The organism is Burkholderia sp. E168m22 (genome assembly GCF_001319805.1).
Lineage (GTDB): Bacteria > Pseudomonadota > Gammaproteobacteria > Burkholderiales > Burkholderiaceae > Burkholderia > Burkholderia orbicola.
The window spans coordinates 1-21,669 of the sequence record NZ_BBSK01000058.1 but is presented as its reverse complement, the minus strand read 5'-3'; the positions used below and the strand labels follow the sequence as shown (position 1 = coordinate 21,669).

Genomic DNA, 21,669 nt, shown 5'->3' with positions numbered 1-21,669 from the left:
TGATGAAGAAAACCCTTCTCTGCGCGGCGGCCGGCGCCGCCGCCGTGGCGCCGCTCGCGGCGTACGCGCAGAGCGCCGGCAGCAACGTCGTCACGCTGGGCTGGTTCCACATCATGCCGCAGCAGAGCAGCACGCCGATGACGACCAACGTCGCGCCGACGCCGATCAACACGCCGCTGCGGCTGCCGCCGTCGTTCACGTCGGCGGGCACCGGGCTGCACACGAGCGGCGCCGACACCGTCGGCCTGACGGTCAGCCACTTCCTGACCGACCATATCGCGGTGACGTCGGTGGCCGGCGTGCCGCCGGTGTTCAAGGTGTCGGGCCAGGGCACGATCAAGCCGCCGGGTCCTGCCGGCGCGCTCGGCACGCAGAACATCGGGCTGGGGTCGGTCAACCCGATCGTGAAGAGCGTGCGGCAGTGGAGCCCGGCGGTGATCCTGCAGTACTACTTCGGGCAGGCCACCGCGAAGTTCCGGCCGTTCCTCGGCCTCGGCGTGTCGTACAACTGGTTCAGCGACCTGCAGCTCAACACGAACTTCATCAAGCAGACGCAGGACAACCTCGGCGCGATCCTCGCGGCGGGCGCGGGCAAGCCCGGGACGACCTCGGTGGAAGCGAAGGCGTCGTCGTCGTGGCAGCCGGTGTTCAACGCGGGCCTGCAGTACAACCTGACGGAACACTTCGGGCTGATCGCGTCGGTGACCTACATCCCGCTGAAGACGACGTCGACGGTGACGATCAAGGCGGCGGACGGCTCGGTGCTCGCCGAGTCGAAATCGGACCTGAAGGCGGACCCGATCATCAGCTACGTCGGGATGACGTACAAGTTCTGAGCGCGGCGACAGCCGGCGAATGGATGGCCGCGACAAAATCGCAGGCAAAAAAAAGCCCGCCTAAGTGGCGGGCTGAATCCATATCAGAGGAGACATGGAGGAGACAGTTCCAATCATATCGAATCGGTTTCCGCAATGCAACATTTCCGTAGAGAAAATAAGGATTTTCCCTCGAATGCGGCCTCTAGTTCGCCGTGACGGCACCACCTGACCCCTTTCCATTCTCCTGCTCGAGCACCTCGCCCAGCGCGTCGCGCAGCAGCGCGACGGGTCGCACCAGCCGGCCCGGCAAAGTGCCGTGCACGAGCCACACGTTGATCCGCGTTTCCAGCCCCGTCGTTTCCACCACCCTCAGCGCCTCGCGATGCGCGCTGCGCGCCAGCGCGTTCGGCGGCGCGATGCCGATGCCGGCGCCGCGCGCGACGAGCGACAACTGCAACTCCGAGCCGAATGCCTCGACCGCGACGTCGAACGGCAGTCCGGCCGCGCCGAGCGCGCGGCTCAGCGCAGAACGCATCCCGCAGCCGTCCTGGCTCAGCACCCACGGATAACCCGACAGCGTATCGAGCGACAGCGGGCCGTCCGGCAGCGGGAAATCGCGCGCGGCGACGAGCACCGTCGGCTGCGTGGCGAGCAGCGTCGCCGTCAACGCGTCCGGCAGCGCCGCGCTCGCCGGCACCATCACGGTCGCGACGTCGAGCGCGCCGCGCTCGATGCCCTGCACCAGGGCCGGCGACCAGCCGGCCGTCACGCGCAGCGTGAGGCGCGGAAACGCGTCTCGCAGCCGGTCGATCGGCCGCTCCAGCGCGAGTTCCGACAGGAACGGCGGCACGCCGATGCGCAACTCGCCCGACGGCTCGCTGTCCGGCGCGCCCGCCGCCATCAGCTCGTCGACGGCGCCGAGCACGTTGCGCGCGAGCGCGTAGACGTCGCGTCCGGCCGCGGTCGGCTTCAGCGGCTTGCTCTGCCGTTCGAGCAGCGGCACACCGAGCAAGGTTTCGAGGTTCTGCACGCGCCGCGTCAGGCCCGGCTGCGTCAAGTGGAGCTTCGCGGCCGCGGCGACCATCGACCCGCTGTCGACGACCGCGACGAACGCCTGGAGATCACGCGTATTCAAAACAAACTCGCATAATCATGTTAGACATATTTCAATTGTCGCATAAACATCGGGCACCTACGATGGGAGTTCCTTCGATCTCCCCAAGCTTCCGATGAACTGCCCTGCCAACCGTTGCTCCGCCTCCGTTTCGTCCCCCATCGCCGCGCCGCCCGCACTGAGCACGGGCATGGCGCTGTTCTTCGCCGCGACGGTCGGCGTGATCGTGATGGACCTGTTCGCCGCGCAGCCGCTGACCGGCCCGATCAGCGCGGACCTGCACCTGCCGCCCGGCCTCGCCGGCCTCGTCGCGATGCTACCGCAGCTCGGCTACGCGGCCGGGCTCGCGTTGCTCGTGCCGCTGGTCGACCTGCTCGAGAACCGACGCCTGATCGTCGCGACGCTCGCCATCTGCGCGGCGGCGCTCGCGCTGCCCGCCTTCACGCAGTCGGGCGCCGTGTTCCTGCTTGCAACGCTCGCGGCCGGCGCCGCGTCGAGCGTGATCCAGATGCTGGTGCCGATGGCTGCGTCGATGGCGCCCGAAGCGCAGCGCGGCCGCGCGGTCGGCAACGTGATGAGCGGGCTGATGCTCGGCATCCTGCTGTCGCGGCCGCTCGCGAGCCTGATCGCGGGCTCGGCCGGCTGGCGGGCGTTCTATCTGCTGGCCGCGCTCGCGGACGCGGCGATCGCCGTCGTGCTCGCGCTGCGCCTGCCGGCGCGCACGCCGTCGATCACCGCCAGCTACCGCGCGTTGCTCGCGTCGATGGGACGCCTGCTTGCCGACGAGCCGGTGCTGCGCCGGCATGCGCTGTCGGCCGCGCTCGCGATGGCTGCATTCAACGCGTTCTGGACCGCCGTCGGGCTGCGGCTCGCGCAGCCGCCGTTCGCGCTCGACCTGCACGGCATTGCGCTGTTCGCGTTCGCCGGCGCGAGCGGCGCGATCGTCACGCCGCTCGCCGGCCGCGCGGGCGACCGCGGCCACGGCCCGGCCGCGCAACGGCTCGCGCACGGCACGATGCTCGCGGCGCTCGTCGTGCTCGGCGTCGCCGGCGCCGGCTGGTTCGGCTTCGATGCGCACGCGCATCGCGGCGTCGCGCTCGCGCTGCTGGCCGGCGGCGCGGCGCTGCTCGATGCGGGCGTCATCGTCGACCAGACGATCGGCCGCCGCGCGATCAACCTGCTGAACCCGGCCGCGCGCGGACGCCTGAACGGGCTGTTCGTCGGACTGTTCTTCGTCGGCGGCGCGCTGGGTGCGGCGCTCGCGGGCAGTGCATGGGCCTGGGGCGGCTGGAGCGCGGTGTGTGGTGTCGGGTTCGCGTTCGCCGGTGCGGCGGCCGTCTTCGGGCTGATGGCCGGCCGCGGGGCCGGCGCGGCGGTGTGGGATCGGCCGGGTGCGTGAGCAAACATGAGCGGGCATGAGCGCGCGTGATGCCAGCGGCGGTGAAGCGGCGGTGAAGCGACGATGAATCGGCGCCAAAATGCCGAACGCCCCGCCCTCTCGCGAGGGACGGGGCGTTCGGTACACCGGTGTCGGCCGGGAATCAGTGCCGAACCAGCGCCATCATCGCGCCGAAGCCGACGAACAGCCCGCCCGTCAGCCGGTTGAACACCTTCGCCACGCTCTGGCTCTTCAGCGTGGCGCCGATGCGCGTGCCGAACGACGCGTAGACGAGATACCAGCTCACCTCGATCACCGCGAACGTGACGACGAGGATGCCGAACTGCGGCAGCGTCGACTCGGCCGCGTTGATGAACTGCGGCAGCAGCGCGGCCGCGAACAGGATCGCCTTCGGGTTGCTGCCCGCGACCAGGAAGCCATTGCGGAACAGCACCGCGCGCGAGGCCGATGCGCCTTGCGACACGGCGTCGACGTCGGCCGCCGGCGCGTCGTCCACGCGGGCGCGCCACGCCTTCACGCCGAGATAGACCAGGTAGGCCGCGCCCGCGAAGCGCAACGTATTGAACATCGCCGGCCATGCCTCGAGCACCGCGCCGAGCCCCGCCGCGGACACCGCGAGCATCAGCACCAGCGCGCTCAGGCAACCGGCCATCGTCGCGGACGAGCGCCGCAGCCCGTGCCGCGCGCCGTGCGTCATCACGAGCAGCATGTTCGGGCCCGGAATCGCCGACACGACGAACACCGTCGCCACGAAAAGCCACCACGTATGCAAGTTCATGACTGCCTCTGCCTCAAATGTAGGGGGAAACGAACCGCCGATTATGCCGTGCGGGTCGCGCTTCTGTCGCGTGTCAGCGGCCGGCGCGGCGCAGCGCGACCTCGCCGAGCACTGCGAAATCCTGGTCGCCGCCGCCGTGCGCGAGCGCGTCGAGCAGGCTGTCGCGCACGACGCTCGCCACCGGCAGCGGCACCGACGTCGCGTCGCCGGCCTCCAGCGCGAGCCGGACGTCCTTCAGCCCGAGCCGCGCCTTGAAGCGTGCGGGCTCGTAGCGCCGCTCGGCGATCATCGCGCCGTAGCCTTCGTACACGGGCCCCGGAAACGCGCTGCTGGTGATCACGTCGAGGAAATCGCGCATCGCGACGCCGTGCGCGCCGAGCAGCGCGGACGCCTCGCCGAGCGTCTCGATCGCCGACGCGAGCGTGAAGTTCGCGGCGATCTTCGCGACGTTCGCGTGCTGCGGCAGCGAGCCGAAGCGCCAGGTCTTCTGGCCGATCGCGTCGAACAGCGGCTGCACGCGGTCGATCGCCTCGGCCGGGCCGCCTGCCATGATCGTCAGGCGCGCGGCGGCCGCGACGTCGGGCCGCCCCATCACCGGCGCGGCGACGTAGTCGATGCCGCGCGACGCATGCGCGTGCGCGAGCGATTCGGCGAGCGCGACCGACACCGTCGCCATGTTCACGTGGATCAGCCCGCGCGGCGCCTGGGCCAGCAGCGCGTCGTCGAACACCGCGCGCGCGGCCGCATCGTCGCCGAGCATCGAGAACACGGCGTCGCCGCGAAACGCGTCGGCCGGCGTGTCGACGATCTGCGCGCCGAATGCCGCGAGCGGCTCGGCCCGCTCGCGCGACCGGTTCCAGACCCGCACCGTGTGGCCCGCCTTCAGCAGGTTCGTCGCGATCGCCTGCCCCATTTCGCCCAGCCCGATAAACCCGAGATCCATGTCCCGCTCCTTCGCTTCGTGAAGCGGCGAGTTAAACACAGATGCCGGCGCTCTGCAGCGCCTGCCGCCGGCCGGGCGCGGTGCGATACTGCACGGATGGCGACCGCGACCTTCCGCTTTCACGGCGAACTGAACGCCTTTCTCGCGCGTCAGCAGCGCGACCGGGCGTTCGCACACGCGTGTGCCCGCGATGCGACGGTGAAGCATGCGATCGAGGCGCTCGGCGTCCCGCATACCGAAATCGGCCGGCTGTACGTGAACGACGCGCCGGCCGCGCTCGACCGGCCGCTCGACGACGGCGACCGCGTCGAAGTCTTTCCCGAACGCGCACGGCCCGCGGCCGACGGGGCAACCGGACTATCAGCGGCGTCATGGCGTTTCGTCGCCGACGCGCATCTCGGCGGCCTCGCGCAACTGCTGCGCCTCGCCGGCTTCGACACCTGCTACGACAACCACTACCGCGACGACGAACTCGCGGCGCTGGCCGAGCGGGAGCAGCGGATCGTGCTGACGCGCGACCGCGAGCTGCTCAAGCGGCGCGCGGTCGTGCGCGGCTGCTACCTGCATGCGCTGCAGCCGGCCGACCAGTTGCGCGAACTGTTCGAGCGGCTCGATCTCGCGCCGCACATGCGGCCGTTCCGGCTGTGCCTGCGCTGCAACGCGCCGCTGCATCCGCTCGACGCGGCGGCCGCCGCGCCGCGCGTGCCGGCCGGCGTCCGGCTGCGCCACCGGCGCTTCGCCGCATGCGACGTGTGCCGGCGCGTGTTCTGGGAAGGTTCGCACTGGCGGCGCATGCGCGCGGTGGTCGACGCGATGCGCACGCCATCGCCCGTCCGGCGCGACGAAGCGGGCGGACCCGACGAATCCGGCGCCTGAAAAAACAAAACCCCGCATGCCGGAGCATGCGGGGTTGGCCGACCGATGGCCGGCAACGCCGGCCGTGGCGGCGAGCCGCTTAGTTCTGCGTGCCTGCGTCGTTGGTGCCGGCGGCCGATGCGGCTGCAGCCTTCGCCTGGCCCTTCTTCGAACCGTGGTGCTTCAGCTGGTGCTTCGGCTTGCTGTGATCCTTCTTGGCCGGTGCCGAAGCGGCGGCCGGCGTGTCGGCTGCCGGCGCGGACGCCTGTGCGAATGCCGAAACCGATGCGAGAGCGAATGCTGCGGCGATGATCGAAGCGAGCGTCTTCTTCATTGTTCTTCCTTTAGCGGAGAAAAAATCAAACGTACCGGTAATTAGAGATGCGAGGCATTCGCATCGGAGCCCCAGGCCGCGCGGCCGGCTTTCGCCGTTCCGTCGCGACAAAACCTGACGCACTGGTTCCATAACGCACCGCCTTCGCGGCAAGTTGACACGTTGCTTGCATCCTCGGGTTTCCCCGGGGGCGGACGCGTCAGCCGGCGCCGGCGGGCCGGACGTGCCGCCGCCACACGATGCCGCAAACCGGCTCGCGCGGCGCCGGGGCGACGCTTATACTGGCGTCCATCCGTCCCTTTCCCGGAAACCGGATCGCGGCCGGTCACACGACCGCCGCCGTCTCGAGGCGCTCAAATTGCCCGACCACAATCTGGACAAACTGAAAATCGACCGGCGTCCGATCGCCCCGGTGCCGCGTCGGCGCCGGTGGGCCCGCTACGCGGTCGCCGCCGCGCTGATCGTCATCGCGATCGGCGCCGGCCTCGCCCTCACCGGCCGGCCGACCGTCGACACCACCTCCGTCACGTCCGCCTACCCGTACCAGAACGACACGCAGCTCAATGCGACCGGCTACGTCGTGCCGCAGCGCAAGGCCGCGGTCGCATCGAAGGGCCAGGGGCGCGTCGAATGGCTCGGCGTGCTCGAAGGCACGCGCGTGAAGCAGAACGAGATCATCGCGCGCCTCGAAAGCAACGACGTGCAGGCGTCGCTTGCGCAGGCGCGCGCGCAGGTGCAGGTCTCCCGCGCGAACCTCGGCGTCGCGCAGGCCGAACTGAAGGACGCCGAGATCGCATTGCGCCGCACGTCCGCGCTCGCGCCGAAGGGCGCGGTGCCGGCCGCGCAGCTCGATATCGACACGGCGCGCGTGAACAAGGCGCGCGCGACTTTCAATAGCGACCAGGCCGCGATCGTGTCGGCCGAAGCGAACGCGCAGGCCGCGCAGGTCGCGGTCGACCAGACGGTGATCCGCGCGCCGTTCGACGGCATCGTGCTCGCCAAGCATGCGAACGTCGGCGACAACATCACGCCGTTCTCGTCCGCGTCGGACAGCAAGGGCGCGGTCGTGACGATCGCCGACATGGAGACGCTCGAGGTCGAGGCCGACGTCGCCGAATCGAACATCGCGAAGATCCGCGCGGAGCAGCCGTGCGAGATCCAGCTCGACGCGCTGCCCGACCTGCGCTTCGCGGGCCGCGTGTCGCGCATCGTGCCGACCGTCGACCGCTCGAAGGCCACCGTGCTCGTGAAGGTGCGCTTCGTCGACCGCGACGAGCGCGTGCTGCCCGACATGAGCGCGAAGATCGCATTCCTGTCGAAACCCGCGTCGGCGCAGGACCGGCAGCCGGTGACCGCCGTGCAGGCGAGCGCGGTGGTCGAACGCGACGGCCGGCCGGTCGTGTTCGTCGTGAAGGACGACGCCGTGCATGCTGTGGCCGTGACGAAGGGCGCGCGAATCGGCGAGCTCGTCGCGGTGCGCGGCGTGAAGCCCGGCGACACGGTCGTGCTCGCGCCGGGCGCGAAGCTGAAGGACGGCGCGAACGTGACCGTCGCGAAGAAGTAGCGCGCGTGAACGCCGCCCCGCCGCCCCTCGTCGAGCTCAGCCACGTCGCGAAGTCGTATCGGCGCGGCAACCAGATCGTGCCCGTGCTGACCGACATCTCGCTCGACATCGGCGAAGGCGACTTCGTCGCGCTGATGGGGCCGTCGGGTTCCGGCAAGAGCACGCTGCTGAACCTCGTGGCCGGCATCGACCGGCCCGACAGCGGCGAGCTGCGGGTCGGCGGCCTCGACATCTCGCAACTCGCCGAGGCGCAACTGGCCGAATGGCGCGCGGCGAACGTCGGCTTCATCTTCCAGTTCTACAACCTGATGCCGGTGCTGACCGCGTTCGAGAACGTCGAGCTGCCGCTGATGCTCACGCCCCTGTCGCGCCGCGAGCGGCGCGAACGCGTCGAGCTCGTGCTCGACATGGTGAATCTCGGCGACCGCACGAGCCATTACCCGTCCGAGCTGTCGGGCGGCCAGCAGCAGCGCGTCGCGATCGCGCGTGCGCTGATCACCGATCCGGTGCTGATCGTCGCCGACGAGCCGACGGGTGACCTCGACCGCGCGTCGGCCACCGACGTGCTCGCGATGCTGCAGCGGATGAACGCCGAGCTCGGCAAGACGATCATCATGGTGACGCACGACGCGCACGCGGCTGGCGCCGCGCGCGCGCTCGTCCATCTGGAAAAAGGAGAGCTGATCGATGGGCACGCCGGCTGACCGGCGACGGGAGCGCGCGCGATGTTCGTGCTGAAGCTGATCGCGCGCAATGCGCTGCGGCACCGGCTGCGCACGCTCTTGACCGTGCTCGGGCTCACGATCGCCGTGCTCGCGTTCGGGCTGCTGCACACCGTTGTCGACGCGTGGTACGCGGGCGCGGCGGCCGCGTCCAGCGGCCGGCTCGTCACGCGCAACGCGATCTCGCTGGTGTTTCCGCTGCCGGTCAGCTACGAGAACCGCATCCGCGGCGTGGACGGCGTGACGGCCGTGGTGCGCTCGAACTGGTTCGGCGGCATCTATCGCGACCCGAAGAACTTCTTCGCGAGCTTCGCGGTGTCGGACAACTATCTCGACCTGTATCCGGAATTCATCCTGCCGGCGCAGCAGCGCGCCGACTACGCCCGCGACCGCCGCGGCTGCCTCGTCGGCCGCCAGCTCGCGACGCAGTTCGGCTTCAAGGTCGGCGACGTGATCCCGCTGAAGGGCACGATCTATCCGGGCACGTGGGATTTCGTCGTGCGGGGCATTCTCGACGGTCGCGACGATTCGACGATCACGCGCCAGCTGGTGTTCCACTGGGACTACCTGAACGAGACGGTGCGCAAGCGCACGCCGAAGCAGGCCGACCAGGTCGGCGTGTTCGTGCTCGGCGTCGCGCACCCCGACGACGGCGCGTCGATCGCGCGCAACGTCGACGCGGTGTTCAAGAACTCGCTCGCCGAGACGCTGACCGAGACCGAGCAGGCGTTCCAGCTCGGCTTCGTCGCAATGTCGAACCAGATCATCGCGGCGATCCGCCTGGTGTCGTACGTGGTGATCCTGATCATCATGGCCGTGATGGCCAACGCGATGGCGATGAGCGCCCGCGAGCGCACGGCCGAATACGCGACGCTGAAGGCGCTCGGCTTCGGCCCCGGGTTCCTCGCGCTGATCGTGTTCGGCGAATCGGTCGTGATCGCGGTGGCCGGCGGCGGGCTCGGGATTCTCGCGACGCCGCCCGCCGCGAGCCTGTTCAAGCAGGCGGCCGGCGGGATCTTCCCGGTATTCAAGGTGTCGACCGAGACGGTCATGCTGCAGGCCGCGTGTTCGGTCGCGGTCGGCTTCGCGGCGGCAATCGTGCCGGCGTGGCAAGCGGCGCGCGTGCGCGTCGTTGAAGGCCTGCGGGCGATCGGGTAGCGACGCGCATGGCCATCCCGCTCACCTACATCGCGCGCAACCTGTGGACCCGGCGCCTGACCACCGCGCTCACCGCCGGCGGGATGGCGCTCGTGATCTTCGTGTTCGCGACGGTGCAGATGCTCGATGCCGGCCTCACGAAAACGCTCGTGTCGACCGGCGAACCCGACAACGCGGTGGTGATCCGCAAGGGCGCCGAGACCGAGATCCAGAGCTCGATCGACCATCAGCAGGCGAATGCGCTGGAGATGCACCCGGCCGTCGCGCTCGGCCCCGACGGCCGGCCGCTCGTGTCGAAGGAAGCCGTCGTGCTGATCTCGCTCGTGAAGACGTCGACCGGCAAGCCGTCGAACGTCGTGATCCGCGGCGTGTCGCCGGCCGGCCTCGCGCTGCGGCCGCACGTGAAGCTCGTGGCCGGCCGCCCGTTCGCGCCCGGCTCGTCGGAGATCGTCGTCGGCAGCGCGATCGCGAAAGGCTTCAGCGGCACACAGCTCGGCGACCGCCTGCATTTCGCGCAGCGCGACTGGACCATCGTCGGCATCTTCGATGCGGGCGGCAGCGGCTTCGATTCGGAGATCTGGGGCGACGTCGACCAACTGATGCAGTCGTTCCGGCGCACCAGCTATTCGTCGATGGTGCTGCGCATCCCGAGCGCCGACGGCTTCGCGCGCTTCAAGGCCGACATCGACGTCGACCCGCGGCTGACCGACGAGGCGAAGCGCGAGCAGACCTTCTACGGCGACCAGTCGAAGGCGCTGTCGACCTTCATCAACATCCTCGGCATCACGCTGTCGACGATCTTCTCGATCGCCGCGATGATCGGCGCGATGATCACGATGTACGCGTCGGTCGCGAACCGCGTGGCCGAGATCGGCACGCTGCGCGCGCTCGGCTTCAAGCGCACCAGCGTGCTCGCCGCGTTCCTGCTGGAGGCGCTGCTGCTCGGCTTCGTCGGCGGCGTCGCGGGGCTCGCGTGCGCGTCGCTGATGCAGTTCGCGTCGTTCTCGACGACCAACTTCCAGACCTTCTCGGACCTGTCGTTCCGCTTCGTGCTGACGCCCGCGATCGTCGTGAAGACGCTGCTGTTCTCGCTCGTGATGGGGCTCGTCGGCGGCTTCCTGCCGGCGATGCGCGCCGCGCGGCTGAAGATCGTCGACGCGCTGCGCGCGCAGTGACGCGCGCCGCCGCTCACGCTCGACGTTCGCGCGGCACCCATGCGCCGTGGAACCCGGCCGGCACGCGGCGCGGCAGATGCACGGTCGCGACCGGCCCCGCGTCGATCGCGCGCGCATCGAGGATCACAACGTCGCTCGTATCCGTCGCCGCGCGGTAGACCATCACCAGCAGCCAGCCGTCGTCCTCGTCGGCGCCGCCCGGGCGCGGCACGAACACCGGCTCGCCGTTCTGGTCGCCGGCCGGCACCGCGTAGTACATCGTCGTGCCGCGCGCGTGGTCGAAGCGCATCACGCCGCGCATTTCCGCGTTGTTCGGCTGCTCGACCGCATACAGGTAGCGGTAGCGGCGCCCGGTGCGGCTTTCGTTGATGCGCGGCAGCTCGATGCCGCCGTCGGCGAGCGGCCCTTCGTCGATCAGCCCGTTCGCCGTATCGATCACGTAGCGCCACAGCTCGCCGACCGGGTTGTCGGCGAAGCGGCCCGTGCGCGCGTCGAGCCGCAGGAACGACGGATAGCGCACCGCGTCGAGCACGAGGCACGACGCGTCGCAGTCGTACGCGTTCACGACGTGCTGGATGAAGCACGGCTCGACGCCGAACCAGCGCACGTCGCCGCCGTGGCGCGGCAGCACGCCGATGCGCGCGGGCCGGTCGTCGTGCCAGCGCAGCGGCATCCGGTGGCCCTGCTGCAGCAGCGAGAAGTCGTAGCCGACGTTCAGGTCGAGCAGCAGGCTGCGGGTTTCGGTGATCGCGAGGTCGTGCATCATCGACGGCGCGCCCAGCTCGATCTCGAGATCGACGCGCGGCACGCCCTGCGCATCCACGACGCCGTAGCGCAGCCACGGTGCGCGCCAGTCCGCGCGGAACAGGATCAGCTCGCCGGTTACCGGGTCGACCTTCGGATGCGCGGTCATCGCGCCGTCGAGGCCCGCGTGCCGCGCCGGCACGCCGAACGAATCGAGCGCGGCGGTGATCGCGAGCGGCGCGCCGCCCTCGGCCAGCGCGAGCAATTCGCCCGCATGCTGCAGCACGTTCACGTTCGGATTGGTGTCGGGCAGATGCGGCGCCTGCCCGGGCGCGTGGACGGCGGCCCAGCGCCGGGTGCGCGCCCAACGGTTCCGGTAGCCGGCCGCGCGGCCGTCGTCGAACGCAATCGCGTGCAGCATCGCGGCCTCCGGCCACCACGACAGCATGTCGTTGCCTTCGAAGCGGCCGCCCGGCGGGTTCGGGCCGTTGCGCAGCAGCGTGCCGTCGAGTTCGCGCGGAATGGCGCCCGTCACGCGCAGCTCGACGATGTCGACTTCGTCGGCGACCGGCGCGAGCGCGCCGCGGTTGAGGTCGAATACGGTCATCGCGTCGGCACTCCGTCAGCAGTCTTCGGCAGACGGCGGCAGATCGCCGCGCGCCAGGGCCAGCGCATGGTCGCGCACGTCGTCGGGCCAGCCGGCGATCAGCTCGGCCAGCCGTGCCGGGTCGTTCGCATACAGCGCCCGCGCGGCTTCCTCGAAACCGGGCAGGTCGCCCGCCATCGCCGACATGAAGTGGTACGCGCGCGCCTGCGCGTCGCGCTGCCGGTCGGCCGCCGCGTGCGTGCGCCGCGCGTCCTCGACGAGCTTGCGCAGCGCCACCGACGCGCCGCCCGGCTGCGCGCCGAGCCATTCCCAATGACGCGGCAGCAGCGTGACCTCGCGCGACACGACGCCGAGCTTCGGCCTGCCGCGGCCGCGTTGTTCGCCCGCGCCCGCGCCGGCCGGCTCGCCGGCGCCGCCCGACGCATCGTCCGATGGCGCCGCATAGCGCGCGCGGATGTCGTCCGCCGTGCCGCGCAGGTCGAGGTCGATCGAGCGGCCCGTCGCGTCGTCGAAGATCAGGATCGAACCGGGCATCGCGTCGCCGGCCGCCTGCCGGACCGCGAGCGCGACCGTCGCGAGCGGGCCCGATGCGAGCCGCCGGTGGCCGTCGAAGGCCGTGTACGAAGGAAGGAGTGTGGAAGAGGTCATCGTGGTCGCCCGCAGGCTGGAATCGGAATGACGCTATTTTTATCCGGGTATTAATTGGATGTCAATATTATCCGGGTAAAAATTGTCGCCAGCATGTTCCGTCCTGTGGAGCGACCGGCTTGCCGATCACACCGCCCGCGCCGACGCCAGGATGCCGCGCGCGCTGGCCAGCGCGTCGTCGAGCGACACATGCCCTTCGAACGCGGAAGACGCCGGCGGCGGCAGGTTCTCCTCGATCGCGTGCGCGAACTGCACACCGGCATCGTCGGCAAGCCGCGCGCGCAGCGCGGCGACGCACGGGAACGCATCGCGCTCGAACACCGCGTGATAGTCGGCCCAGCGCGCGATTCCCGTGAAGTACGCGTCGGCCAGCGTGCGCCGTGCGCCCAGCAGCCACGGGCCTTCGCCGCGCTCGAGCAGCGCTTCGAGCTGTCGGTGCGCCTTCAGCACCTTGCCGCGGCCGTACGCCTGCAACGCCGCTTTCTCCGCGCCTTCGGTGTCGTGTTCGTACACGTACCACAGCGCGCCGAACGCGTTGAAGAACGTCGTGTTCAGCCACGCCAGCATCCGGTTCAGCCGGTCGAAATCCGCGCTGCCCTGCCGAAACGCGAGGCCGCTGTCGAGCGCCTGCGCGCCGATATGGCCGAGGATCGCGATGCTTTCGGTCAGCACGTCGCCGTTCGCGGTGACGAACGCCGGCGTCTCAGCGACCGGGTTCAGCGCGAGGAACGCGTCGCTCGTCACGGCGCCCGGCATCGTGATGCGCGACAGCCGGTACGGGCGGCCGGTCCATTCGAGCGCGACGATCGAGCCGAACGAGCAGCCGGCGGGAATACCGTAGAGAAGGATCGGGGACATCGGGAAATTCCACAGAAGTTGAACGAGCAGTCATGCTCCCATGGCGAACGATGGCGCAGTAGCCGCTAAAATCGAAACCCGTCGTTTCTCCATGTGGACGCTGGAAATGAATCTGAACGATCTCTACCTGTTCGTGCAGGCGGTGGAGGCCGGCAGCATGTCGGCGGCCGCGCGCCGGCTCGATCTGCCGAAATCGACGGTCAGCAAGCGCGTGGCCGAGCTGGAACGCACGCTCGGCGCGCGGCTCGTGCATCGCACGTCGCGCAGCTTCCGGCTCACGCCGGTCGGCGCCGAATTCTTCGAGCATGCGCGCGCCGCCGTGATCGAGGCCGACAGCGCGCGCGACGCGGTGCTGCGGCAGGCCGCCGAGCCGGCCGGCGTCGTGCGGATCACGAGCTCGGTGCCGGTCGCGCAGCACATCCTCGCGCCGTGCCTGCCGGCGCTGGCGATCGCGCATCCGAAGCTGCTGCTGCAGATTCATGCGAGCGACCACCTCGTCGACATCGCGCAGGAAGGCTTCGACATCGCGGTACGCAGCCATTTCGCGCCGCTGCCCGATTCCGCGATCGTGCAACGGCCGCTCGCGGCGTCGCCGATCGTCGTCGTGGCCGCGCCGGCCTATCTCGCGCGGGCCGGCACGCCCGACACGCCGGCCGATCTCGCACAGCACGACGGGCTCCACCCGGGCCCGCAGCCGTGGCGGCTGCAGCGCGGCGGCGATGCCGTCGACGTGACGCCTCGCCTGCGGCTGCAGGCCGACGAATCGACGCTGCTGCTCCAGGCCGCGACGGCCGGCCTCGGCCTCGCGTGCCTGCCCGACTGGATCGCCGGCGCCGCGCTCGCGTCCGGCGCGCTCGTGCGCGTGCTGCCCGGCTGGTGCGCCGGCACCGTCACGACGACGCTGCTGATGCCGCATCGACGCGGCCAGCTGCCCGGCGTGCGCGCCGCCGTCGAGTTTCTCGCGCAGCACGTGGCGCGCCATCACGGCAGCGGCAGCACGATCGAGCCGCACGCGTGACCGTATCTCGCCCGATCGATTCAAATGCTGAATCGATCAAGTCAGCAATTGGCATGAAAGCGCAAATTTCGACATGACAGAATGGCCCGGACGCCCCGCCTGCCTCGGCGTCCGGTGCCCGGCCTCCCGCCGGCGGCATCAACACACACAACGCGCGCACCGACGCGCCTGCCGCACGACGGCGCCTTCCGCCCCTCGGAGGAGACAAGTCATGAATCCGCTTCACGCGCTGCCGGCGTCCGCGTCGGCAACGGCCCGGCGCACCCGCGTGCGCTGGCTGGTGCTGGCCGTCCTGTTCGCGGTCACGACGATCAACTACGCGGATCGCGCGGCGATCGCGATCGCCGGCCCGAGCCTCGCCCGCGCGCTGCACCTGAGCCACGTGCAGATGGGCTTCATCTTCTCCGCGTTCGGCTGGTCGTACGTGATCGCGCAATTGCCGGGCGGCTGGCTGCTCGACCGCTTCGGGTCGCGCATCGTCTACGCATTCAGCATCTTCTTCTGGTCGTTGTTCACGCTGCTGCAAGGCGGGATCGGCTTCTTCGGCGGCGCGGCCGCGTTCGCGCTGCTGTTCGGGCTGCGCTTCCTGGTCGGCGCGGCCGAGGCGCCGTCGTTCCCGGCCAACAGCCGGATCGTGTCCGCATGGTTCCCGGCGCCCGAGCGCGGCACCGCATCGGCGATCTTCAACGCCGCACAGTACGCGGCGACCGTCGTGTTCGCGCCGCTGATGGGCTGGCTCGTGCACGCGTTCGGCTGGCAGTCGGTGTTCGCGGTGATGGGCGTGCTCGGCTTCGCGTTCGTGCTGGTGTGGAACCGCACGATGTACGACCCCAAGGACCACCCGACCATCAACCGCGCGGAACTCGACTACCTCGCCGAAGGCGGTGCGCTCGTCAACATCGACCAGTCGACCGGTGGACGCGACGGCGGCCCGTCGCTGCGTCACGTGAAGGCGCTGCTGAGAAACCGGATGCTGGTCGGCGTGTACGTCGCGCAGTACTGCATCAACGCGCTCACCTACTTCTTCATCACGTGGTTCCCCGTCTATCTGGTGCAGGCGCGCGGGATGTCGATCCTCAACGCGGGACTCGTCGCGTCGATCCCGGCCGTGTGCGGCTTCCTCGGCGGGATTCTCGGCGGCGTCGTGTCCGATGCGCTGCTCAGGCAGGGCCGGTCGCTGTCGGTCGCGCGCAAGGTGCCGATCGTGATCGGCATGCTGCTGTCGATGTCGATGATCGTCTGCAACTACACCGATTCGCACGTGATCGTCGTGGTGTTCATGGCGCTGTCGTTCTTCGGCAAGGGGCTCGGCGCGCTCGGCTGGGCCGTCAACGCCGACACCGCGCCGCGCCAGATCGCCGGCCTGAGCGGCGCGCTGCTCAACACGTGCGGCAACCTGTCCAGCATCACGACGCCGATCGCGATCGGCTATATCGTCGATCGCAGCGGCTCGTTCAACGGCGCGCTCGTCTATGTCGTCGCGCACGCGCTCGTCGCCGTGATCTGCTACCTGTTCGTCGTCGGCGAAATTCGCCGCGTCGAGCTTCAATGAACGGCGCGGGCCGCGCCGGCGCACCCCGCGGCCCGCACGCCACCGGAACCAGGAGCGAACCGATGTCCGAACCCAGCCGTGCCGGCACCCCGCGCGTCACGCGGATGCAGGTGATTCCCGTCGCCGGCCGCGACAGCATGCTGCTCAACCTGTGCGGCGCGCACGCGCCGTATTTCACGCGCAATCTCGTGATCCTCGACGACAGCAGCGGGCATACGGGCGTCGGCGAAGTGCCGGGCGGCGAAGGCATCCGCCACGCGCTCGAGCGCATGACGGATCTCGTCGTCGGCCAGTCGATCGGGCGCTACCAGGCGACGCTCAACGCGGTGCGCGCGGCGCTGTCCGGCGCGGGCGCCGGCGCCGGCCGCACGATCCGCCACGAAGTGACGTCGGCCGGCGAGGCGGCGGTGCTGCGCCAGCCGCACGAGATCAACCTGCGGCTCGACAACGTGATCACCGCGATCGAAGCCGCGCTGCTCGACCTGCTCGGCCAGCACCTCGACGTGCCGGTCGCGGCACTGCTCGGCGAAGGCCAGCAGCGCGACGCGGTGCCGATGCTCGCGTATTTGTTCTACATCGGCGACCGGCGCCGCACCGATCTGCCGTATCGCGACGAGGCGCAGGCGCGCGCCCCGTGGTTCCGGCTGCGCAACGAGGCGGCGCTCACGCCGGCCGCGATCGCGCGGCAGGCCGAAGCCGCGGTCGAGCGCTACGGTTTCACCGATTTCAAGCTGAAGGGCGGCGTGATGGCCGGCGCCGACGAGATGGAAGCGATCGCGGCGATCAAGACGCGCTTTCCCGACGCGCGCGCGACGCTCGACCCGAACGGCGCATGGTCGCTCGACGAGGCCGTCGCGCTGTGCCGCGGGCAAGGCCACCTGCTCGCGTATGCGGAAGATCCGTGCGGGCCGGAAGCCGGCTATTCGGGCCGCGAGGTGATGGCCGAATTCCGCCGCGCGACGGGCATCCCGACCGCGACCAACATGATCGCGACCGACTGGCGGCAGATGGATCACGCGGTGCGGCTGCAGGCGGTCGACATCCCGCTCGCCGATCCGCATTTCTGGACGATGCAGGGCTCGGTGCGGCTCGCGCAGCTGTGCCGCGACTGGGGACTCACGTGGGGCTCGCACTCGAACAACCACTTCGACGTGTCGCTCGCGATGTTCACGCATGCGGCGGCGGCCGCGCCCGGCACGATCACCGCGATCGACACGCACTGGATCTGGCAGGAAGGCGACGCGCGGCTCACGCGCGAACCGCTCGCGATCGTCGGCGGCAAGGTGGCCGTGCCGGAACGGCCGGGGCTCGGCATCGAGCTGGACATGGCGCAGGTCGAGGCCGCGCATGCGCTGTACAACGCGGTGGGTGGTACGGCGCGCGACGATGCGGTCGCGATGCGTTATCTGGTGCCGGGGTGGACGTATGATCCGAAGCGGCCGAGTTTGGGGCGGGTTTAGGGCAGAGTGGCGGGACGGTGGCGGTTGCCAAACGCAGGAAACGGTCGCATCCTGCCGGCTGCCTTGATCGGCCCGCGTGGCGGACGGTCGGGCGCCCCCCCGTCCATCCGCAACAGAACGCCATCCATGACGCGATCCGATCCAACACCGCGGCAGACCATCGTCTTCGTGCTGTATTCGGTGCTGTGCCTGCCCGCGAGCATGACCGTTGCCGGTCTTGTCGCGACACAGATCACGCGGAACGTATCGAATTTCGAAGGCGGCGCGGGTTATGCGGCGCTTTGGTGGATCATCATTCTGACTTGCGCGTTCTATGGGCTGTCGATCGCCGTCTGTGCGCTGCTGCGGAAAAGAACCGCGGTGCTCGCGGTCATGACGGCGGGGTTCGCCGTGTTGGCGGTGCCGACGTTCAGGGTGATCTACGAATTGGCGACCTAGCCGCGTCGGCCAAGGTCCCGCGGAAAAACAAAAAGGCCCGATCTTGCGATCAGGCCTTTCGAATTCCGTTGGTGGAGCGGAGGAGGATCGAACTCCCGACCTTCGCATTGCGAACGCGACGCTCTCCCAGCTGAGCTACCGCCCCATCAGTCAACTATCATACACACGCATTTCTGCGCTTGGCAATAGGGGGTTGAATCGCCCCTGAAACCTTACTTCGACGGCGCGCCGGCCAGCACCCATTCGACCACCGACCGGACGTCGGCGTCGCTCATGCGCGGATGCGCCGGCATCGGAATCGCGCCCCACACGCCCGAGCCGCCGTCCTTCACTTTCTTCGACAGCTTCGCGACGGCCTGCGGATCGGACTTGTAGCGCGCGGCGATATCCTTGAACGACGGCCCGACGAGCTTGCGGTCGACCGCGTGGCAGCCCATGCACGCGTTGCTGCGCGCGACTTTCAGGCCGTCGCCGACGTCCGCGTGCGCGGCGCCCAGCGTGCCGGCCACGAGCGCCGCGGCCGCGGCGCCCTGCACCATCCATCGTTTCATCTGCATGCCCGTCATTGCGCCTTCGCCTTCGGATTGCCCGGATGCACGTTCGACGAATTCGAGATCGGCGCGGGCGGCTGCAGCGGCGCGGACTGCACCGATGCGTCGGGCACCGCGCCGACCGTCGCGCTGTCCGCCGGTGCGGCAACCGCCTGCGCGGCGGATGCGCCGCTCGCGGGCGACGCGTCCTGCAGCGCCTGCGCGTCCTGCGGCTTCACGTACTGGAACACCTTCACGACCTTCTCGACGCCCGGCACCTGGCTCGCGGCTTCCGCGCCGCGATTGCCTTCGTCCACCGTCACGAGGCCCATCAGGTAAAGATTGCCGCGCTCGCTGACGACCTTGTAGTAGTTCGCCGAGATGCCCTTCGTCGCGATCAGCTCCGACTTCACGCGCCCTTCGAGGTACGAGTCGTTCGCGCGCGACGACAGCGACGACGCCGGCTCGACCGACAGCTCGTTGACGATGCCGTTCACGTTGTTGATGCCGCGCACGAGTTCCTCGGCGCGCTGCTTCGACGCATCGTTCGGCACTTCGCCCGTCAGCAGCACGCGGCGGTTGAACACCGTCACGTTCACGTGCGACTGGTCCGGCAGCCCGTTGTTGATCTGCGTGAGCGACTTGACCTGGATTTCGCGATCCTCCGTCTGCGCGCCGAGCGTACGGCGATCGGTCGCGATCAGCGCGCCGCCGCCGGCCGCGGCACCCACGACCCCGAGCACACAACCCTGCAGCGACACGGCGAGGCCCGCCGTCAGCGCGGCGAGCAGCGTGGTCCTGACGAGCGTCTGTTTGACGCGGCTTTGATTCATCGACGGCTCTCCTTCGTTCAATCCTCACCCAGCAGCATCGCGTCGATGCCGTCGCACAGGCTGTGGATGGTCAGCAGATGGACTTCGTGGATGCGCGCCGCGCGAACGGCGGGCACGCTGATTGGAATATCGGTGTCGGACAGCGCGGCCGCGACCGTGTGGTCGTTGCCGCCCGTCAATGCGACGACGGTCATCTCGCGCTCGTGCGCCTCGTCGATCGCCGCGAGCACGCGCGGCGATGCGCCGCCTGCGTCGAGCACCAGCAGGATGTCGCCCGTCTGGCCCAGCACGCGCACCTGCTGCGCGAACAACTGCTCGGCCGCCGCCGCGCCCGCGAGGCCGGCCTGCGACGCGTCGGTGGCCAGCGCGATCGCGGGCAGGCCCGGACGTTCGCGCTCGAAACCGCCGACGAGCGACGCGGCGAGGTACTGCGCAGCGGCGGCCGACGGGCCGTCACCGCACGCGACGATCTTGTTGCCGTTCGCCAGCGCGGCGAACATCGCATCGACCGCGGCTGCGATCGGCAGCGACAGCGCGTCGGCCGCTTCGGCGTGAAGCGCGGCGCTGTCGCGGAATTGTTGCTGAATACGTTCGACTGACATCGATTCCTGGTGAACTGGGCGCGTGGCACAACGTGGCACAACTCGCGCGACATCGTGGGTGCGGCGAGTTTACCGTACTCCGGCGCCCTCTCCGGGGGTCCGGCAAGAACTCTTTACATCTCGTCACAGCTCGCGGCTACGCATCGTCGGTACGAAATGCGTCGCGCAGCCACGCAAGCCGGCCGGCCTCGAACGCGACGACGTCGAAACGGCACGCGGCGCCCGCACCGTGCCGCGACCAGAACTGCAACGCGGCCGCGACCAGACGCCGCCGCTTGCGCCAGCCGACGCTCGCGGTCGCACCGCCGTGCCGGGTACTGCGCCGCGCGCGCACTTCGACGAACACGAGCATGCCGTCGGGCTCGCGCATCACGAGATCGAGCTCGCCGCCGCGCATCGTCACGTTCGCGGCGACGAATCCGAGGCCATGACGCTCGAGAAACTGCCGCGCGCGCTGCTCGAACGCCGCGCCGACCGGTTTGGATCGCGCCGCGCCGGAAAAGTTGTCGCCCGAAGGCGGCCGACCGCGCGCGCCCTCCGGCCGGGCCGGCGGCGCGTGGCACAATGCCGTCCTTGTTCCGTTCGTGCCGCGACCGCGTGCATTGCCTGCCATGACTGCCCTCCTCGAACTCGCGCATACGCAGCACTACCCGGACGCCACGCTCTACGTGGTCGCCACACCGATCGGCAATACGGCCGACATCACGCTGCGCGCGCTGCACGTGCTCGGCCTCGCCGACCGCATCGCCGCCGAAGACACCCGCAACACGGGGCAGCTGCTCGCCCGCTACGGGATCTCGAAACCGCTCGTCGCCGTGCACGAGCACAACGAACGCGAAGCCGCGCAGCGCGTGATCGAACTGCTGCGTGGCGGCGAACGCGTGGCCTACGTGTCGGACGCCGGCACGCCCGGCATCTCGGACCCCGGCGCGCGCCTCGTCGACGCCGTGCGCGCGGCCGGCTTCACGGTGGTTCCGCTGCCTGGCGCGAGCGCGGCCGTGACCGCGCTGAGCGTGGCCGGTGACTGGGCCGGCGCGTTCACGTTCGCGGGCTTCCTGCCGCCGAAGGCGAAACAGCGCGCGACCGCGCTGCAGGCGCTGGTGTCGCACCCGTACGCGCTGGTGTTCTACGAAGCGCCGCACCGGATCGCCGAAACCGTCGCCGCGCTCGCCGAAGCGTTCGGCCCCGCGCGCCGGCTGCTGATCGCGCGCGAGCTCACCAAGCTACACGAGCAGTTGTTCCAGGGCACCCTGGCCGAAGGACAGAGCTGGCTCGCCGGCGATGCGAACCGGCAGCGCGGCGAGTTCGTGCTGGTGGTCGAAGGCGCGCCGGCGGCCAGCGGCGAAGCCGACGACACCGCGCACGACGCGCTGCTCAGGCTGCTGCTGGAAGAGGTGCCGGTGAAGAGCGCGGCGAAGCTCGCGGCCGCGCTGACGGGCGCATCGCGCAACACGCTGTATGCGCGTGCGCTCGTGCTGAAGGAAGGCAAGGAGGACTGACGCGCGACGCCGCCGCGCGG

Annotated in this window: 22 protein-coding genes, 1 tRNA gene and 1 pseudogene; 12 read left to right on the top strand and 12 right to left on the bottom strand. The window is 70.0% G+C overall.

What is annotated here, in order from left to right; translation table 11 throughout:
- Positions 1-2: 2 nt before the first annotated feature.
- Positions 3-836: an OmpW family protein gene (locus AP428_RS14650; protein ID WP_054928267.1), complete on the top strand. Its 834-nt coding sequence runs from the start codon at positions 3-5 to the stop codon at positions 834-836.
- Positions 837-1,020: 184 nt separating this feature from the next.
- On the opposite strand, the gene AP428_RS14645 is transcribed toward AP428_RS14650, so the two are convergent.
- Positions 1,021-1,953, bottom strand: coding sequence for a LysR family transcriptional regulator (locus tag AP428_RS14645; protein WP_054928266.1), 933 nt, complete (start codon positions 1,951-1,953; stop codon positions 1,021-1,023).
- A 94-nt stretch (positions 1,954-2,047) separates the two neighbouring features.
- On the opposite strand from AP428_RS14645, the gene AP428_RS14640 reads away from it, so the two are divergent.
- Positions 2,048-3,331 carry an MFS transporter gene (locus AP428_RS14640; protein WP_054928265.1) on the top strand — a complete coding sequence of 428 codons (1,284 nt, stop codon included), beginning with the start codon at positions 2,048-2,050 and terminating at the stop codon, positions 3,329-3,331.
- Between the two features lie 142 nt (positions 3,332-3,473).
- Here AP428_RS14640 and AP428_RS14635 read toward each other — a convergent pair whose 3' ends face one another.
- The gene (locus AP428_RS14635; protein ID WP_054928264.1) at positions 3,474-4,109 is read right to left on the bottom strand and encodes a LysE family translocator; all 636 of its coding nucleotides are present in this window, start codon (positions 4,107-4,109) and stop codon (positions 3,474-3,476) included.
- A 73-nt stretch (positions 4,110-4,182) separates the two neighbouring features.
- Positions 4,183-5,052 (bottom strand): NAD(P)-dependent oxidoreductase, encoded by an 870-nt coding sequence (locus tag AP428_RS14630; protein ID WP_054928263.1) that lies wholly within the window; start codon positions 5,050-5,052, stop codon positions 4,183-4,185.
- Positions 5,053-5,148: 96 nt separating this feature from the next.
- Between AP428_RS14630 and AP428_RS14625 the strand changes: the two genes are divergently transcribed.
- Entirely contained in the window at positions 5,149-5,928 is a 780-nt protein-coding gene (locus AP428_RS14625) for a Mut7-C RNAse domain-containing protein (RefSeq protein WP_054928262.1), read from the top strand.
- 79 nt (positions 5,929-6,007) lie between these two features.
- Here the strand turns inward: AP428_RS14625 and AP428_RS14620 are convergent, their stop codons facing one another.
- A complete protein-coding gene (locus AP428_RS14620) occupies positions 6,008-6,241 on the bottom strand; it encodes a hypothetical protein (protein ID WP_023477920.1) in 234 nt (77 codons plus the stop codon).
- Positions 6,242-6,599: 358 nt separating this feature from the next.
- Here AP428_RS14620 and AP428_RS14615 point away from each other — a divergent pair, with 358 nt between their 5' ends.
- From AP428_RS14615 to AP428_RS14600, 4 genes are read left to right on the top strand one after another with little or no spacing between them, the layout of a single operon-like run.
- Positions 6,600-7,805 carry an efflux RND transporter periplasmic adaptor subunit gene (locus AP428_RS14615; RefSeq protein WP_054928261.1) on the top strand — a complete coding sequence of 402 codons (1,206 nt, stop codon included), beginning with the start codon at positions 6,600-6,602 and terminating at the stop codon, positions 7,803-7,805.
- A gap of 5 nt (positions 7,806-7,810) precedes the next feature.
- Positions 7,811-8,509 (top strand): ABC transporter ATP-binding protein, encoded by a 699-nt coding sequence (locus AP428_RS14610; protein ID WP_054928260.1) that lies wholly within the window; start codon positions 7,811-7,813, stop codon positions 8,507-8,509.
- A 21-nt stretch (positions 8,510-8,530) separates the two neighbouring features.
- A complete protein-coding gene (locus AP428_RS14605) occupies positions 8,531-9,685 on the top strand; it encodes an ABC transporter permease (protein WP_054928259.1) in 1,155 nt (384 codons plus the stop codon).
- An 8-nt stretch (positions 9,686-9,693) separates the two neighbouring features.
- On the top strand, positions 9,694-10,860 hold the full coding sequence (locus AP428_RS14600; protein WP_011546675.1) for an ABC transporter permease: 1,167 nt from the start codon (positions 9,694-9,696) through the stop codon (positions 10,858-10,860).
- 13 nt (positions 10,861-10,873) lie between these two features.
- Here AP428_RS14600 and AP428_RS14595 read toward each other — a convergent pair whose 3' ends face one another.
- From AP428_RS14595 to AP428_RS14585, 3 genes are all read right to left on the bottom strand, one after another.
- Positions 10,874-12,211 (bottom strand): carotenoid oxygenase family protein, encoded by a 1,338-nt coding sequence (locus tag AP428_RS14595; RefSeq protein ID WP_054928258.1) that lies wholly within the window; start codon positions 12,209-12,211, stop codon positions 10,874-10,876.
- A 15-nt stretch (positions 12,212-12,226) separates the two neighbouring features.
- Complete coding sequence (locus AP428_RS14590; RefSeq protein WP_054928257.1) at positions 12,227-12,859, bottom strand: DUF2239 family protein; 633 nt, start codon at positions 12,857-12,859, stop codon at positions 12,227-12,229.
- A gap of 126 nt (positions 12,860-12,985) precedes the next feature.
- Entirely contained in the window at positions 12,986-13,717 is a 732-nt protein-coding gene (locus tag AP428_RS14585; RefSeq protein ID WP_054928256.1) for a glutathione S-transferase family protein, read from the bottom strand.
- Positions 13,718-13,757: 40 nt separating this feature from the next.
- On the opposite strand from AP428_RS14585, the gene AP428_RS14580 reads away from it, so the two are divergent.
- From AP428_RS14580 to AP428_RS14565, 4 genes and pseudogenes are all read left to right on the top strand, one after another.
- A complete protein-coding gene (locus AP428_RS14580; RefSeq protein ID WP_054928255.1) occupies positions 13,758-14,735 on the top strand; it encodes a LysR family transcriptional regulator in 978 nt (325 codons plus the stop codon).
- Positions 14,736-14,898: 163 nt separating this feature from the next.
- Positions 14,899-16,287 (top strand): annotated as a pseudogene (locus tag AP428_RS14575) (MFS transporter); the annotation flags it as partial.
- A gap of 62 nt (positions 16,288-16,349) precedes the next feature.
- Positions 16,350-17,747 (top strand): enolase C-terminal domain-like protein, encoded by a 1,398-nt coding sequence (locus AP428_RS14570; RefSeq protein ID WP_011546681.1) that lies wholly within the window; start codon positions 16,350-16,352, stop codon positions 17,745-17,747.
- A gap of 126 nt (positions 17,748-17,873) precedes the next feature.
- Positions 17,874-18,185: a hypothetical protein gene (locus AP428_RS14565; RefSeq protein WP_054928254.1), complete on the top strand. Its 312-nt coding sequence runs from the start codon at positions 17,874-17,876 to the stop codon at positions 18,183-18,185.
- Between the two features lie 69 nt (positions 18,186-18,254).
- Here AP428_RS14565 and AP428_RS14560 read toward each other — a convergent pair.
- The 5 genes from AP428_RS14560 to AP428_RS14540 form a co-directional block, all read right to left on the bottom strand.
- Positions 18,255-18,330: transfer RNA gene (locus tag AP428_RS14560), tRNA-Ala, on the bottom strand.
- A gap of 67 nt (positions 18,331-18,397) precedes the next feature.
- The gene (locus AP428_RS14555; protein WP_006477385.1) at positions 18,398-18,751 is read right to left on the bottom strand and encodes a c-type cytochrome; all 354 of its coding nucleotides are present in this window, start codon (positions 18,749-18,751) and stop codon (positions 18,398-18,400) included.
- A complete protein-coding gene (locus AP428_RS14550) occupies positions 18,748-19,548 on the bottom strand; it encodes a BON domain-containing protein (RefSeq protein WP_011546683.1) in 801 nt (266 codons plus the stop codon). The genes AP428_RS14555 and AP428_RS14550 overlap by 4 nt, the downstream gene beginning before the upstream one ends.
- Before the next feature lie 17 nt (positions 19,549-19,565).
- Positions 19,566-20,150, bottom strand: coding sequence for an SIS domain-containing protein (locus tag AP428_RS14545; RefSeq protein ID WP_006497445.1), 585 nt, complete (start codon positions 20,148-20,150; stop codon positions 19,566-19,568).
- A 136-nt stretch (positions 20,151-20,286) separates the two neighbouring features.
- Positions 20,287-20,715, bottom strand: coding sequence for a YraN family protein (locus tag AP428_RS14540; RefSeq protein ID WP_197285598.1), 429 nt, complete (start codon positions 20,713-20,715; stop codon positions 20,287-20,289).
- A gap of 46 nt (positions 20,716-20,761) precedes the next feature.
- On the opposite strand from AP428_RS14540, the gene rsmI reads away from it, so the two are divergent.
- Positions 20,762-21,649 (top strand): 16S rRNA (cytidine(1402)-2'-O)-methyltransferase, encoded by an 888-nt coding sequence (gene rsmI / locus AP428_RS14535; RefSeq protein WP_027805497.1) that lies wholly within the window; start codon positions 20,762-20,764, stop codon positions 21,647-21,649.
- The last annotated feature ends 20 nt before the right edge of the window (positions 21,650-21,669 follow it).

Coding starts and splice junctions, on each gene's coding strand:
- AP428_RS14545 (WP_006497445.1), bottom strand. CDS start 20,150: ATGTCAGTCGAACGTATTCAGCAACAATTCCGCGACAGCGCCGCGCTT.
- AP428_RS14590 (WP_054928257.1), bottom strand. CDS start 12,859: ATGACCTCTTCCACACTCCTTCCTTCGTACACGGCCTTCGACGGCCAC.
- AP428_RS14650 (WP_054928267.1), top strand. CDS start 3: ATGAAGAAAACCCTTCTCTGCGCGGCGGCCGGCGCCGCCGCCGTGGCG.
- AP428_RS14600 (WP_011546675.1), top strand. CDS start 9,694: ATGGCCATCCCGCTCACCTACATCGCGCGCAACCTGTGGACCCGGCGC.
- AP428_RS14620 (WP_023477920.1), bottom strand. CDS start 6,241: ATGAAGAAGACGCTCGCTTCGATCATCGCCGCAGCATTCGCTCTCGCA.
- AP428_RS14585 (WP_054928256.1), bottom strand. CDS start 13,717: ATGTCCCCGATCCTTCTCTACGGTATTCCCGCCGGCTGCTCGTTCGGC.
- AP428_RS14580 (WP_054928255.1), top strand. CDS start 13,758: ATGGCGAACGATGGCGCAGTAGCCGCTAAAATCGAAACCCGTCGTTTC.
- AP428_RS14555 (WP_006477385.1), bottom strand. CDS start 18,751: ATGACGGGCATGCAGATGAAACGATGGATGGTGCAGGGCGCCGCGGCC.
- AP428_RS14640 (WP_054928265.1), top strand. CDS start 2,048: ATGAACTGCCCTGCCAACCGTTGCTCCGCCTCCGTTTCGTCCCCCATC.
- AP428_RS14635 (WP_054928264.1), bottom strand. CDS start 4,109: ATGAACTTGCATACGTGGTGGCTTTTCGTGGCGACGGTGTTCGTCGTG.
- AP428_RS14595 (WP_054928258.1), bottom strand. CDS start 12,211: ATGACCGTATTCGACCTCAACCGCGGCGCGCTCGCGCCGGTCGCCGAC.
- AP428_RS14570 (WP_011546681.1), top strand. CDS start 16,350: ATGTCCGAACCCAGCCGTGCCGGCACCCCGCGCGTCACGCGGATGCAG.
- rsmI (WP_027805497.1), top strand. CDS start 20,762: ATGACTGCCCTCCTCGAACTCGCGCATACGCAGCACTACCCGGACGCC.
- AP428_RS14605 (WP_054928259.1), top strand. CDS start 8,531: ATGTTCGTGCTGAAGCTGATCGCGCGCAATGCGCTGCGGCACCGGCTG.
- AP428_RS14625 (WP_054928262.1), top strand. CDS start 5,149: ATGGCGACCGCGACCTTCCGCTTTCACGGCGAACTGAACGCCTTTCTC.
- AP428_RS14630 (WP_054928263.1), bottom strand. CDS start 5,052: ATGGATCTCGGGTTTATCGGGCTGGGCGAAATGGGGCAGGCGATCGCG.
- AP428_RS14565 (WP_054928254.1), top strand. CDS start 17,874: ATGACGCGATCCGATCCAACACCGCGGCAGACCATCGTCTTCGTGCTG.
- AP428_RS14550 (WP_011546683.1), bottom strand. CDS start 19,548: ATGAATCAAAGCCGCGTCAAACAGACGCTCGTCAGGACCACGCTGCTC.